At 71.4% G+C, this 13,136-nt stretch carries 13 protein-coding genes; 8 read left to right on the forward strand and 5 right to left on the reverse strand.

Annotation, left to right across the window (positions count from 1 at the left end; translation table 11 throughout):
• Window positions 1-109 precede the first annotated feature (109 nt).
• The 5 genes from ACZ4LX_RS22430 to ACZ4LX_RS22450 all read left to right on the forward strand — a co-directional run bounded on the left by ACZ4LX_RS22430 (window position 110) and on the right by ACZ4LX_RS22450 (window position 4,744).
• On the forward strand, window positions 110-1,381 hold the full coding sequence (locus tag ACZ4LX_RS22430) for an aspartate kinase (RefSeq protein WP_467650989.1): 1,272 nt from the start codon (window positions 110-112) through the stop codon (window positions 1,379-1,381).
• Window positions 1,378-2,442 carry an aspartate-semialdehyde dehydrogenase gene (locus ACZ4LX_RS22435; protein WP_467650990.1) on the forward strand — a complete coding sequence of 355 codons (1,065 nt, stop codon included), beginning with the start codon at window positions 1,378-1,380 and terminating at the stop codon, window positions 2,440-2,442. The genes ACZ4LX_RS22430 and ACZ4LX_RS22435 overlap by 4 nt, the downstream gene beginning before the upstream one ends.
• Window positions 2,443-2,801: 359 nt before the next feature.
• On the forward strand, window positions 2,802-3,380 hold the full coding sequence (locus ACZ4LX_RS22440) for a SigE family RNA polymerase sigma factor (protein WP_467650991.1): 579 nt from the start codon (window positions 2,802-2,804) through the stop codon (window positions 3,378-3,380).
• Between the two features lie 9 nt (window positions 3,381-3,389).
• Complete coding sequence (locus ACZ4LX_RS22445; RefSeq protein ID WP_467650992.1) at window positions 3,390-3,545, forward strand: hypothetical protein; 156 nt, start codon at window positions 3,390-3,392, stop codon at window positions 3,543-3,545.
• The gene (locus ACZ4LX_RS22450) at window positions 3,542-4,744 is read left to right on the forward strand and encodes a hypothetical protein (RefSeq protein WP_467650993.1); all 1,203 of its coding nucleotides are present in this window, start codon (window positions 3,542-3,544) and stop codon (window positions 4,742-4,744) included. Before ACZ4LX_RS22445 ends, ACZ4LX_RS22450 begins: the two co-directional genes overlap by 4 nt.
• 180 nt (window positions 4,745-4,924) lie before the next feature.
• Here ACZ4LX_RS22450 and ACZ4LX_RS22455 read toward each other — a convergent pair whose 3' ends face one another.
• Entirely contained in the window at window positions 4,925-5,854 is a 930-nt protein-coding gene (locus ACZ4LX_RS22455; protein ID WP_467650994.1) for an SURF1 family protein, read from the reverse strand.
• Between the two features lie 83 nt (window positions 5,855-5,937).
• Window positions 5,938-7,776, reverse strand: a complete 1,839-nt coding sequence (locus ACZ4LX_RS22460; protein ID WP_467650995.1) for a S9 family peptidase — start codon at window positions 7,774-7,776, stop codon at window positions 5,938-5,940.
• A 71-nt stretch (window positions 7,777-7,847) separates the two neighbouring features.
• On the opposite strand from ACZ4LX_RS22460, the gene ACZ4LX_RS22465 reads away from it, so the two are divergent.
• Complete coding sequence (locus ACZ4LX_RS22465; protein ID WP_467650997.1) at window positions 7,848-8,696, forward strand: class I SAM-dependent methyltransferase; 849 nt, start codon at window positions 7,848-7,850, stop codon at window positions 8,694-8,696.
• Window positions 8,697-8,778: 82 nt separating this feature from the next.
• On the opposite strand, the gene ACZ4LX_RS22470 is transcribed toward ACZ4LX_RS22465, so the two are convergent.
• Both ACZ4LX_RS22470 and ACZ4LX_RS22475 read right to left on the reverse strand, forming a co-directional pair.
• Window positions 8,779-9,573 carry an SGNH/GDSL hydrolase family protein gene (locus ACZ4LX_RS22470; RefSeq protein ID WP_467650998.1) on the reverse strand — a complete coding sequence of 265 codons (795 nt, stop codon included), beginning with the start codon at window positions 9,571-9,573 and terminating at the stop codon, window positions 8,779-8,781.
• 378 nt (window positions 9,574-9,951) lie between these two features.
• Window positions 9,952-11,067 carry a cobalt-precorrin-5B (C(1))-methyltransferase gene (locus ACZ4LX_RS22475; protein ID WP_467650999.1) on the reverse strand — a complete coding sequence of 372 codons (1,116 nt, stop codon included), beginning with the start codon at window positions 11,065-11,067 and terminating at the stop codon, window positions 9,952-9,954.
• 11 nt (window positions 11,068-11,078) lie between these two features.
• Between ACZ4LX_RS22475 and ACZ4LX_RS22480 the strand changes: the two genes are divergently transcribed.
• Window positions 11,079-11,834, forward strand: coding sequence for a cobalt-precorrin-6A reductase (locus ACZ4LX_RS22480; RefSeq protein ID WP_467651000.1), 756 nt, complete (start codon window positions 11,079-11,081; stop codon window positions 11,832-11,834).
• Window positions 11,835-11,900: 66 nt separating this feature from the next.
• Here the strand turns inward: ACZ4LX_RS22480 and ACZ4LX_RS22485 are convergent, their stop codons facing one another.
• A complete protein-coding gene (locus ACZ4LX_RS22485) occupies window positions 11,901-12,527 on the reverse strand; it encodes a precorrin-8X methylmutase (protein WP_467651001.1) in 627 nt (208 codons plus the stop codon).
• Window positions 12,528-13,045: 518 nt separating this feature from the next.
• On the opposite strand from ACZ4LX_RS22485, the gene ACZ4LX_RS22490 reads away from it, so the two are divergent.
• A partial coding sequence (locus tag ACZ4LX_RS22490; protein ID WP_467651003.1) for a TetR family transcriptional regulator occupies window positions 13,046-13,136 on the forward strand: 91 nt, incomplete at its 3' end.

The raw sequence follows: 13,136 nt of genomic DNA on the forward strand, positions 1-13,136 counted from the left end.
ATGGCCATGTGGTGAGCGGGACATCTCAGCATGTGGTAATAACGGGTCGTTTCCGGACTGCTCGTTAAACTGAGCCGACCGCGATAAATGGATTGAGCGAGGAGCGCACGTGGGCCTTGTCGTGCAGAAGTACGGAGGCTCCTCCGTAGCCGATGCCGAAGGCATCAAGCGGGTCGCCAAGCGAGTAGTCGACGCCAAGAAGAACGGCAACCAGGTGGTTGTCGTGGTGTCAGCGATGGGCGACACGACGGACGAGTTGATCGATCTCGCCGAGCAGGTATCTCCGATGCCGGCCGGGCGTGAGTTCGACATGCTGCTGACCGCCGGAGAGCGGATCTCCATGGCCCTGCTGGCGATGGCGATCAAAAACCTGGGCCACGAGGCCCAGTCGTTCACGGGCAGCCAGGCCGGTGTCATCACCGACTCGGTCCACAACAAAGCGCGCATCATCGATGTCACGCCGGGCCGCATCCGGACCTCGATCGACGAGGGCAACATCGCCATCGTCGCCGGGTTCCAGGGCGTCAGCCAGGAGGGCAAGAACATCACGACCCTCGGCCGAGGCGGGTCCGACACCACCGCGGTGGCGCTCGCGGCGGCGCTCGACGCCGAGGTCTGTGAGATCTACACCGATGTGGACGGTGTCTTCACCGCCGACCCGCGGGTCGTGAAGAAGGCCCGGAAGATCGACTGGATCTCCTTCGAGGACATGCTGGAACTGGCCGCGTCCGGTTCCAAGGTGCTGCTGCACCGCTGTGTGGAGTACGCACGCCGCTACAACATTCCGATCCACGTCCGTTCGTCCTTCTCGGGGCTGCGCGGAACCTGGGTCAGCAACGAGCCGCAAGGGGACCAGCAGGTGGAGCACGCCATCATCTCCGGAGTCGCCCACGACGTCTCCGAGGCCAAGGTCACGGTTGTCGGCGTGCCCGACAAGCCGGGCGAGGCAGCCGCGATCTTCCGTGCCATCGCGGACGCCGAGATCAACATGGACATGGTGGTGCAGAACGTCTCCGCCGCGGCGACCGGTCTGACCGACATCACCTTCACGCTCCCCAAGGCCGAGGGCCGCAAGGCCATCGACGCCCTGGAGCGGGCGCGCGGCGGCATCGGCTTCGAATCGCTGCGCTACGACGACCAGATCGCGAAGATCTCCCTGGTCGGCGCGGGCATGAAGACCAACCCGGGCGTCACCGCCGGCTTCTTCGAGGCGCTGTCCAACGTCGGCGTGAACATCGAGCTGATCTCGACCTCCGAGATCCGCATCTCGGTGGTCACCCGCGCCGACGACGTCAACGAGGCCGTGCGCGCCGTGCACACCGCCTTCGGTCTCGACAGCGACTCCGACGAGGCAGTCGTGTACGGGGGCACCGGCCGATGACCGCACGCCGCCCTTCGCTCGCGGTCGTCGGTGCGACCGGGGCGATCGGTGGCGTGATGCTCCAGATCCTCTCGCAGCACGCGGATGTCTGGGGCGACGTGAAGCTGATCGCCTCACCGCGCTCGGCCGGCCGCAAGCTGGTCGTGCGCGGTGAGGAGACCGAGGTCCTCGGCCTCACCGAGGATGTCTTCGACGACGTCGACGTGGCGCTCTTCCTGCTGCCCGACGAGGTCTCCGCGCGCTGGGCACCGCTCGCCGCGTCCAAGGGAGCCGTCGTCATCGACGACTCCGATGTCTTCCGGACGGACGACGACGTGCCGCTCGTCGTCCCCGAGATCAATCCCCATGCCGCACGGATCAGACCGCGCGGCATCGTCGCGAGCCCGAACTGCACGACGTTGTCGCTGATCGTCGCGGTCGGCGCCCTTCACGCGGAGTTCGGGCTGCGCGAGCTCGTCGTCTCCTCCTACCAGGCGGTGAGCGGGGCCGGACGCGACGGCGTCGCCGTACTGCGTGAGCAGCTGTCGATGGTGGCCGGCACCGAACTCGGCACGAAGCCGGGCGATGTGCGCAGGGTCGTGGGCGACACGGACGGCGGCCCGTTCGCCGCACCCGTCGCCCTCAATGTCGTGCCGTGGGCCGGTACGGACGCGGGCGACGGCTGGTCCTCCGAGGAGCTGGCGATCCGTGACGAGTGCCGCAAGATTCTTGATCTGCCCGCCCTGAGGGTCTCGGCGACCTGCGTGTACGTACCGGTGATCGCCACGCACTCGATGTCCGTGCACGCCCGCTTCGAGAACGAGGTCGCGGTCGACCGTGCCCACGAGATCCTGGCCACCGCGCCGGGGGTGGTGCTCTACGACAGCCCCGGAGCCGGGGACTTCCCCACCCCGTCCGACGTGGTGGGCACCGACCCGACCTGGGTGGGCCGGGTGCGCCGCTCGCTGGACGACCCCAGGGCGCTGGAACTCTTCGTCTGCGGCGACAACCTCCGTAAGGGGGCGGCGCTGAACGTGGCGCAGATCGCCGAAGCGGTGGCCGCGGAATTTCCCAGGTCCTGATCGAACCTGTTTTGTACGCTCTGTGAACTCCCTGTGAGCAAGTTGCTGGTCTGAACCTCTTGAGCTGGGGTGTCGCGGTGGCCGACGATGACCTGTCGGCCCATCGCAACCGCCGGCCGGGTGGCACGCGTCTCAGCGGTCACTTCCTGCGCGGCGGAGCGCATATTCGGGGCATTCGGGGAAGAGCGGGTACGTATGAGGGCATATCGCTTGGTGTCAAACGCGGTGCCGTATGCGTACAACCCTGACGGGGGGGAACGTGTCCAACTGGCGTGGCAGAGGTTCTCGATATCACAGTGGTGGGCCCCCTGCGCGGCGCTTCGGTGCGACCGCTCAGACGGCCCCGCGCGACCGGTGGTATGCCGGTGATCGCGCCCATGCCCGCAACGCGGGCCGCCGCCGGGCTGCCCTCGCAGCGCGAGGGCGCTGAGGAGAGCGTGGCAGCCGGAACCACCGTCGACCATCTCACCGAGACCTACCGCGCCCACTACCGTTCGCTGCTCGGCCTCGCCGCCCTGCTGCTGGACGACACGGCCTCCTGCGAGGACGTCGTGCAGGAGGCGTTCATCCGCGTGCACTCGGCACGCAACCGGGTGCGCGAGCCGGAGAAGACACTCGCGTATCTGCGCCAGACCGTCGTCAACCTCTCCCGCTCCGCGCTGCGCCGCCGCATCCTCGGGCTGAAGCTGCTCTCCAAGCCGATGCCGGACATGGCGAGCGCGGAGGAGGGGGCGTACGACCAGCTGGAGCGGGACGCCCTGATCAAGGCGATGCGGGGGCTGCAACGGCGTCAGCGGGAGGTGCTGGTGCTGCGCTACTTCGCGGACATGACCGAGGTGCAGGTCGCCGAGACGCTGGGGATCTCCCTGGGCTCGGTGAAGGCGTACGGCTCCCGCGGCATCGCGGCGCTGCGCGTGGTGATGGAGGCGCAGGCATGAGCCGGCTCCATGACGACGATCTTGGGCGGGACCGCGGGCACGGCTACGATCACGATGATCATGGGCACGGGAACGATCATGGGCACGGGAGCGAAGGCGGGAGCGGAAACCGGCGTCCGCCTGCTCACGGACATCGAAATGACCGGACTGGAAACGGAATTGTGAACCTCGGGCCGGAGAACACCCCGCACACCGACCACGGCACGGGCGAGAGCGCGCCCCCCGGGGCCGACGGCGCCTCCCCTTCCTCCTCGTCCTCCGCCCCCTCCTCCGGTGATGTCTCCGCCGTCTCCGCCCTTTTCGGTCCCGGGCCGTCCTCCGGAGGCGCCCCCCCCGATCTCGACGAGTCCGCGCTGCGCCGGATGATGCAGGGAGCGGTGCGGGACCTCGAACCGAGCGAGGGCACCCTCGACCATCTGTTCCGCGCGGTGCCCGCCCGGCGTGCGCGCCGGCGGCAGGCGCTCGTCGGAGTGGCGGCGGCGGTGCTGCTCATCGGCACCGCGGTCCCCGCCCTCGTCCATGTCGCCAACTCGGAGACCTCGAACACCGCCAGTCCCGCCATCGCCGGTCACGGCGAGCAGGCGCAGGGCGGCAACGGTGAGGAACCCGGTGCGGTGTCCGGCAACGGCGGCGGCACCGGAGGCGACGGACAGCAGAGCGGTGTTCACGGAGTGCCGCACACCACGGCCACCCCTTCCGGCAACAGTGACCAGGGCGCGGACGAGAAGGTGGCCGGCGGAGCCTCGGACGGCCCGTCCGCCAGCGCCGAGGCCGCCGGCATGCCTGCCTGCACCCCCGACCAGCTCGGAGTCGCCTCGGCGAGCACGGGCTCGGCCGGAGCCGACGGCACGGTGTACGGAACCTTCCGCATCGCCAATGTGTCCGGCACGGACTGCTCGGTGAGCAGCGGCGGCACCGTGGGCTTCGCCGCGACGGGTGCGGCCGACCCGGCCAAGATCGCGGTCGTCCGGCACACCCAGGGGGACCCGGCGTCCGGACTGCCCGATCCTGCCCAGGAGGAGGCGACGGTGCTCCTGAAGCCGGCCATGGCCTACGAGGTGCAGTTCGCCTGGGTGCCCCAGGAGACCTGCCCGACCACCGGTGCTTCACCCTCCCCGACCCCGACGGACGGTGCGGCCGGCAGTACGGGAGTCGCCGCCGGTTCGTCGACGGGGAGCGGGACCGTGGACAGCGAAGCGGGTACGGAGACCCAGTTCGGCAGCGAGGAGGGCGACGGCGTGGCACCCGGAGCCGTGTCCGTGCAGCACACGCCGGAACCGGGGGCGCCGGTCGCCGAGACGACGATCGCCAACGCCTGCGCGGGCACGATCTACCGGACGGGCGTGCTCGGAACCACGTCGTAGGGGCGTAAGGCGTGCGACGTAAAGCGTGAGGCGAAGGCGCGCAGGGGCATCGGGGCGCCGAGCGGCCGTCGAGGTGTTGGGTCGTGGCGGGGCCCGGTGTGCGGGCCCGGTGCGAGGTCCGGCGCGGGGGAGCGCCGACGTGGCCGTTCGGGCCGCCACGTACTGCTGGACCGAGAACGGTCAGCCTGCGGGGACTTCCTCGGTGGCGGTCCCGGGGATGCCCTCGGCGTCCTGGGGGACGTTCTCGTCGGCGATCAGGCCGAGTCTCAGGTCCCGGGCTGCTTCGGCCTCACGCCGGAGCAGCCGGAACCACATGAAGACCACGAACGCGGCGAAGACGAACCACTCGCCCGTGTAGCCGAGGTTCTGGAACGCCTTCAGGTCGAGCCCGCTGCCCTGGGCCGCGGCGGCCGGTACGGGGCGCAGCTCACTGTCGCCCTTGCCCGGGGCGTCGGTGAGGGCGGCGTCGCCGTCCCCGGACGCGCCGGTTTCGGAGGCACCCGTCCCGGACGCACCGGTCCCGGACGCGCCCGTGCGGGCGTCGGGCTCCTGGAGCGTCACCCAGGCGTCGTACACGTCGTACGGCACGAGGTTCACCAGGGACGCGGCGCTGATCATGCCGACCTGACCGTCGGGCAGTCCGCCCTTGGTGTCGACCCCGTCGGTGCCCGCGTTCTCCGAGGCCTGGAGGTCGCCGGTCACGGTGACCCGCCCGGTCGGCGCGGCCGGTACCGGGGTCTGTCCGGCCTTCCCGGGCAGCCAGCCGCGCACCACCGGCAGGGCCTTGCCGGTGTCGGTGCGCAGCATGTCCAGCACGTAGAAGCCGCTGCGGTCGTCCAGCTTCCGGCCGGGCACCAGGAACTGATCGGCGTACTGCCCGCTCGCGGTGGCGGGACGGCCGGAGGTCACCGTGTCGACGGGCAGCAGTTCGTCGAGCGGCTCGGCGGCCATCGTGCCCGGAGCGGGCTGCTTCTCGGCGGCCTCGTGCGTCTGCACGCGGTCCTCGAAGCGGCCGAGCTGCCAGGTGCCCATGAACACGCAGAACGGGATGGCCAGCACGACGAAGAGGTTGATCCCCCACCATCGCGGGGTCAGCAGGAACCGGTACACCCCTCCAAGGTACGGTCCCCGCTCCGGCTCCCCGGAGCTGGGGCACCCCATGAGCCGCCCTTTATCCGGCCCCTACGCCACCGTTACGCGCCCCCGGCCGGGTCTCCCAGGTGGCGGCGGGCGAAGTCGATTTCCAGGCGCACCTGCTTGATCCGCTCCTCCACGACGAGCGAGCCATGGCCCGCGTCGTACCGGTAGACCTCGTGCACGGCGTCGCGGGCCTTCAGCCGGTCGACGTAGTTCTCCACCTGGCGGATCGGGCAGCGCGGATCGTTGACGCCCGCCGAGATGTAGACGGGCGCCCGCACGGAATCGACGTAGGTGAGGGGCGACGAGGCCTCGAACCGCTCGGGCACCTCTTCCGGAGTCCCGCCCAGCAGGGTGCGGTCCATCGCCTTGAGGGCCTCCATCTCGTCGTGGTACGCCGTGACGTAGTCCGCGACCGGGACCGCGGCCAGGCCCACGGCCCAGTCCCCGGCCTGCGTGCCGAGGCCGAGCAGCGTCAGATAGCCGCCCCAGGAGCCGCCTGCCAGGACCAGCTTCGCCGGGTCCGCGAGGCCCGACTTCACCGCCCATTCCCGCACCGCCGCGATGTCCTCCAGCTCGATCAGGCCGACCCGGTGCTTGAGCGCGTCCGTCCACGCCCGCCCGTAGCCCGTCGAGCCGCGGTAGTTGACCCGGATGACCGCGTAGCCGTGGTCCACCCAGGCGGCAGGCCCGGCCGCGAAGGCGTCACTGTCGTGCCAGGTCGGTCCGCCGTGGATCTCGAAGACGGTCGGGAACGGGCCCTCGGCCGGAGCGGCGGGGCGCTGGACGAGCGCGTGGACGCGGCCCCCGGGCCCGTCCACCCACACGTCCTCGACCGGCACGGACACCGGGGCCTTCGCGCCGGGCGGATCGAGCACCACCGCACCGGTCGTGGAGCGGACGACCGGCGGCTCGGCGGCCGACGACCACAGGTACTCCACCGTGCCGTCCGGCCGGGCCGTGGCACCCGAGACGGATCCGGCGGGTGTCTCCACCCGCACCAGGGCCCCGCCGGCCGCGGCCGGCTCGTACCGCCAGAGCTCGCTGCGGGCCTCGAAGCCGTGCTCGACCAGCAGCGCGGAGCCGTCCGGATACCACTCGGCGCCGACATCGCCGGGCAGGTCGATGGCGAGGTCCGTCTGCGTGTCCGCCACCGGGTCCCAGATCATCGGCTCCCAGCGGCCGCGCCGCTGGTGCCCGACCAGCAGGCGGTTGTCCCCGGCGACCGGTGCGAAGCCGAGGACCGAGAGGCCGAGCTCCTTCGTGCCGCCCTCGGTGTCGTCCAGCTCCGCGACCGTGGTTCCGTCGGGGCGCACCACGCGCAGCGCGGAGTGCATCGCGTCGCCGTGCTCGGTGTGCTCCAGCGCGATCAGTGAGCCGTCGCGCGACAGATCGCCGACCCCCGCCGACTCTCGGTGGCGGTAGATCTCCACGGGCGCCGCTCCGGGCCGTACGACATGGACGGTGGTGCCGTCCTCGTCCGTCGAACGGCCGATCACCGCCGTCCCGTCGCGCCCGATCGAGAGTCCGGCCGGGTAGGAGGGGGCGAGACCGGGAGCCGCCGGCTCGTCCTGTGCCGCCTCGGCGCCCGCGTGGAACGGCCGGCGCATCCACACCCCGAACTCGTCCCCGTCGGTGTCGTCGAACCACCACACCGCCTCGCCGTCCGGTGTCAGCGCGCCGTCCGTCGTCCCGTTCGGCCGGTCCGTCACCTGGTGCTGCTCGCCCGTCGACCGGGCCCATGTGTAGAGCTCGTACGTCCCCGTCGCGTTGGAGACGAACAGCGCGCGGTCCGGAGCGTCCTCCGCCCAGTCGGGCAGCGACACCCGGGGGGCCCGGAATCGCTGCTCCCACGCCGGAATGGAATCGCTCGTCGAACCAGTGGTCTCAGTCATGCCCCCCATTCTGCGCCGGACGGCCGACAATCCGTTCGCGCCGTCCGCAGCCTGTGGATAACCTCGCCGGCATGCCTGTTCCTATACCTGCCGACTGGCGCGAGGCCAACCGCGCGATGTGGGATGAGCGTGTGCCCATCCACGCCGACAGCGACTTCTACGACCTCGACGCCTTCCGCGCGGGCAAGGACGCCCTGCGGGACTTCGAGCTGGCGGAGGTCGGGGACGTGACCGGCCGGACGCTGCTGCACCTGCAGTGCCACATCGGGGTCGACACCCTTTCCTGGGCCCGGCACGGCGCCGCGCAGGTCGTGGGCCTCGACTTCTCCGAACCGGCCGTCGAGACCGCCCGTGCGCTCGCCCAGGATCTGGGTCTGGGTCCCGACCGGGCGGCGTTCGTCGCCGCGGACGTCCACGACGCGGCCGAGGCCGTGCCCGACTCCTCGTACGACATCGTCTACACGGGCATCGGTGCGCTGAACTGGCTGCCCGACATCGACCGCTGGGCCGAGACGGCGGCGTCGCTCGTCGCGCCCGGCGGGTTTCTCTACCTGGCGGAGTTCCACCCGCTCACCGACTGCCTCGACGACGCGACCGGTTCACGAGTCGTGCACGACTACTTCAGCCGCGACGCGTGGGTGGACGAGACTCCGGGCACGTACGCGGACTTCGACGCGCCGACCGTCCACAACCGCAGCGTCGAGTGGCAGCACCCCGTGGGCAGCGTGGTCTCCGCGCTGGCCGCGGCCGGTCTGCGGATCGAGTTCCTGCACGAGCACGATGCCTCGCTCTTCGCCCGCTTCCCGGTGCTGGAGCGCCGCCCGGACGGCTTCTACCGCTTTCCGCCGGAGCGGCCGCGGATTCCGCTGATGTACTCGATCAAGGCGACCCGGCCGGAGAAGCCGGGCCGGGTCCGGTAGCGCGGCGGGAACGGCAGAGGCGCGGCATCGCTCCGGAGACGGAAACTCCGGGCGATACCGCGCCCTCGCCTGTGCTCAGCCCCTACGCGGCCGAGCGGAAGGCGGGCAGATAGCCGCCCGACTGCCCGGCGGCCTTGGGGTGGTACGAGTTGTACACCGGGATCGAGACGCTGTGGATCCACGCGTCACCGGAGCACAGCTCGTGTCCGGTGAACTCGTCGACGACGCTGGAGAAGGTGAACCCGGCGTTCGCCGCCTGCTTGGCGATGACGCCGTTCAGCACGTCGGACGCGTTGTTGATGGCGGTGCGTGACTTCTCCGAGAGACCGAGGATGCAGCTGCCGCTGATCTTGTAGAAGCGCGGGTAGCCCAGCACCACGACATGTGCCTGCGGCGCCTTGGTGTGGATCGAGGAGTAGAGCGAACTCAGCCGCGACGGCAGCGTGCTGTTGATCTGCCCGACGGCCGTGCTGACACTGGAGAGGCAGGTGGCCTCGCCGGACAGTACGCAGTCCTGCATGACGTCGGCGAACCCGACGTCATTGCCGCCCGCGGTGACGCTGACCAGCGAGGTCGACGAGCTGAGCGAGCCGAGCTGGCTGCTCGCCACGGTGCTGGTGGTGGCGCCGGAACAGGCCACGAAGGCGAACGACGAAGGGGAGTTCGCCGCCGCCCAGAGGTAGGGGTAGGACTTGGTGCTGCGGCGGCAGTCACCGCTGTCGGACAGGTAGCTCCCGGCTCCGACGCCGGACGAGTACGAGTCACCGAGGGCGACGTACCCGCCGGCGGCGGCCGAGGCCGGCTGGGCCATGCCGAGAGCGGCCGCTGCGGCAAGAAGCAGCGTGGATGCGGACGCCCAGAATCTCCGTACTGACATAGCTGTCAGCCCTCCGAAATGTGGGGGGTGGGTGGGGGGTTGATGAGGCGCCACCTGTTCTAGCAGCTTCTGGTACCGGTCGGTAATAGTTCTGCGAGAACATGCCGGATATGCCCTAATGATCGTTCGGCAGTCATAGCTCCGCGCGTAGATAAACCTGCAACTCGCCCTGAAACGAAGGTTTTACAACGGCTTGTTCATCGCTTCACAGGCGACGGTTCGGATGCCTCCGGGAGCCTCCGCCGGGCTGGAACGTGAAGAGGGACCCGCCGGGCCGAAGCCTGAAGGCCATGCCGGGCGGAAACCTCACAGCCATGCCGGACAGAAGCGTGGAGGCCCCACAGGGCGGAGGTGCGCTGGCCGTCCCCGGGCGAGGCCTCAGCGCACGCCGCTGCGCCCGACCACCACGCCCGCCCGGTCGATGCAGATGACGTCGACTGCGACCGGCGCGCCCCGCAGGACCGTCAGCGCCTCGTCCCGCGCCGCCGTCGCCACCAGGTCCCCGAGCGGCACCCCGCGCGCCTGGCACGAGCGCAGAGCCGCCAGCCCCGTGTTCGCCGCGGCCACCTCGGCGGCCAGGTCCTCGTCGGCCCCGCCCCGCCGGGCCAGTCCGGCCAGGAACGACGGATCGACCTGGGAACGCCCCGAGTGCAGATCGAGATGGCCCGCGGCAAGCTTCGACAGCTTGGCGAACCCCCCGCAGACGGTGAGCCGTTCCACCGGATGACGGCGTACGTACTTGAGCACCGCGCCCGCGAAGTCCCCCATGTCCAGCAGCGCGATCTCCGGCAGTCCGTACTCGGCCACCACGGTCTTTTCCGATGTGGAGCCGGTGCAGCCCGCCACATGGGTCTGCCCGTCGGCCAGGGCCACGTCCACACCGCGGCGGATCGAATCGATCCACGCCGAGCAGGAGTACGGCACCACCACACCGGTCGTGCCGAGGATGGACAGGCCGCCCAGGATGCCGAGACGCGGATTCCAGGTGGAGCGGGCGATCTCCTCGCCGTTGTCCACGGAGAGCGTGATCTCCACATCCCCCGCGCCCCCGTGCGCCGCCGCGACCCGCTCGATGTGCTCGCGCATCATCCGGCGCGGCACGGGGTTGACCGCGGGTTCGCCGACGTCGAGCGGCAGGCCCGGCAGCGTGACGGTGCCCACGCCCGGCCCGGCCCTGAACACCACGCCCGAGCCGGGCGGCAGCGCCCGCACAGTGGCTCGTACGAGAGCCCCGTGCGTGACATCGGGGTCGTCGCCCGCGTCCTTGACGATGCCGGCCATGGCCCGGCCGTCGCGCAGTTCCTCCACCGCGAGCGCGAAGGCGGGGGTTTGGCCGCCCGGCAGGGCGATGGTCACCGGGTCGGGGAAGCCGCCGGTCAGCAGGGCGGTGTACGCGGCCGTGGCAGCGGCGGTCGCACAGGCGCCGGTGGTCCAGCCGGGGCGCAGACCGGTGTGCTTGAGTTGGGCGCCGCGCCCGCCCGTCGCCTCACCCATGGAGGGATCCGATGCACGTCCTCGTACTCGGCGGCACGACGGAAGGCCGTCGGCTGGCCGAACTGCTGGTGGCGGGGCTGCCCATGGGCGCCCGGGTGACGAGTTCGCTGGCCGGCCGGGTCGCCGGACCGAGGCTGCCGCCCGGGGAAGTGCGCGTCGGAGGTTTCGGCGGAGCCGCGGGCCTGGCCGCATGGCTGCGTACGCACCGGGTGGATGCGCTCATCGACGCCACCCATCCTTTCGCCGGGACGATCAGTTTCCACGCGGCCGCCGGTGCCGCTGCCGCCCATGTTCCCCTGCTCGCTCTGCGCCGTCCCGGCTGGGTGCCCGGCGCGGGCGACGACTGGCACCCGGCCGACTCCCTGGAGGAGGCCGCGGCGGCGTTGCCCGCCCTGGGCCGGCGTGTGTTCCTCACGACGGGGCGCCTGGGACTTGCGGCGTTCGCGGGGCTGGACGGCCTGTGGTTCCTGTCGCGGTCGGTGGACGCACCCGCACCGCCGTTTCCCGCCCGGATGGAGACGCTGTCGGCCCGGGGACCGTTCACCCTCGACGGGGAGCGCGAGCTGATCCGCCGCCACCGCATCGACGTCCTCGTCACGAAGGACAGCGGCGGCGCGGCCACTGCCCCCAAACTCGCCGCGGCCCGCGAGGCCCGGATCCCGGTGCTCGTGGTGCGCCGGCCGCCGGTCCCGGAGGGCGTGGCGGTGGCGGGAACCCCGGAGGAGGCCGTCACCTGGCTGGGCGCCCGCCTCGGCCACGCGTCCTGACCGGGGGCGGGCCGCTCCCCGGCCGGAGACGCGTTCGCTGCTCCTCCCCGGCCGGAGACGCGCTCGCTACTCCTCTTCGGAGGCGATCGCGTTGACGGCCGAGGCAGCCATCGCGCTGCCGCCGCGTCGGCCCCGCACGATCAGGTGCTCAAGGCCCGACGGGTGTGCGGCCAGAGCGTCCTTGGACTCGGCGGCGCCGACGAATCCGACCGGCACACCGATGACGGCGGCGGGACGCGGCGCCCCCTCCTCGATCAGTTCGAGCAGCCGGAACAGCGCGGTGGGCGCGTTCCCCACGGCGACGACCGCACCGTCCAGCCGGTCGCGCCACAGCTCCAGAGCGGCGGCGCTGCGGGTCGTACCGAGCTCCGCCGCGAGTCCGGGCACCGCCGGATCGGAGAGGGTGCACACCACCTCGTTGTCCGCGGGCAGCCGCCGCCGGGTGATGCCGCTGGCCACCATCGCCACATCGCACAGGATCGGCGCCCCGTCCCGCAGCGCCGCACGGGCCCGGCCGACCACGTCCGGGGTGAAGGCCAGATCGCGCACCAGGTCGACCATGCCGCAGGCGTGGATCATCCGGACCGCGACCTGGCTCACCTCGGCCGGCAGGCCCGTGAGGTCCGCCTCTGCCCGGATGGTGGCGAAGGACTGGCGATAGATGGCCGGTCCGTCCTTCTCGTACTGGTGCACAGTGCTGTCGCTCTCTTCGCGTGGCTGCCTTCTCGGCCCGCGCGGACACGGGGGCGTACGTACGGGCCCGCCCGAGGCTACCCACCGCGCGTGCCACCCCCGTACGGGCGTCCGGTCATCCGGACACGGAATGCGTGACCGGCCATCAGATCACCGGCGTGCTCGGCACGGCCGTTCGGGGGCGGCAATGACCGGCGCGCACGCGAGGCCACCGTTTCCGCACCGGACAAGGGCCTCGCCCGCCCTCGGCCGGAGCGGGACGGCACCGTGGAAGAGGCGATGGGCAGGGGCGATAAAGTCAGCGGCGTGGTAAGTGTGCACACTCTGCTGAGAGACCCTCTCCTTCAGGCCGACCGCCTTGAGCCGCACGCCGCAGCCGAACAGGGGCCGCGGACGCCGGCACCCGGCACGCAGGCCCGGTCCGGTGTGCCCGGCGGGCGGCTTCGGTCCCGGGTCGAGGGCTGTGGCGGTGCGGCCGAGGACGACGTGGCGAGTGCCTTGTTCTGCGCGGACGCGAGGTGAGCGGTCCGGCGCGGGTCACGATCAAGGACGTCGCGGCTCGGGCCGGTGTGTCCAAGGGCGCGGTCTCGTTGGCGTTCAACAACAAGC

The sequence above is a fragment of the Streptomyces sp. NPDC026062 genome, assembly GCF_055568375.1.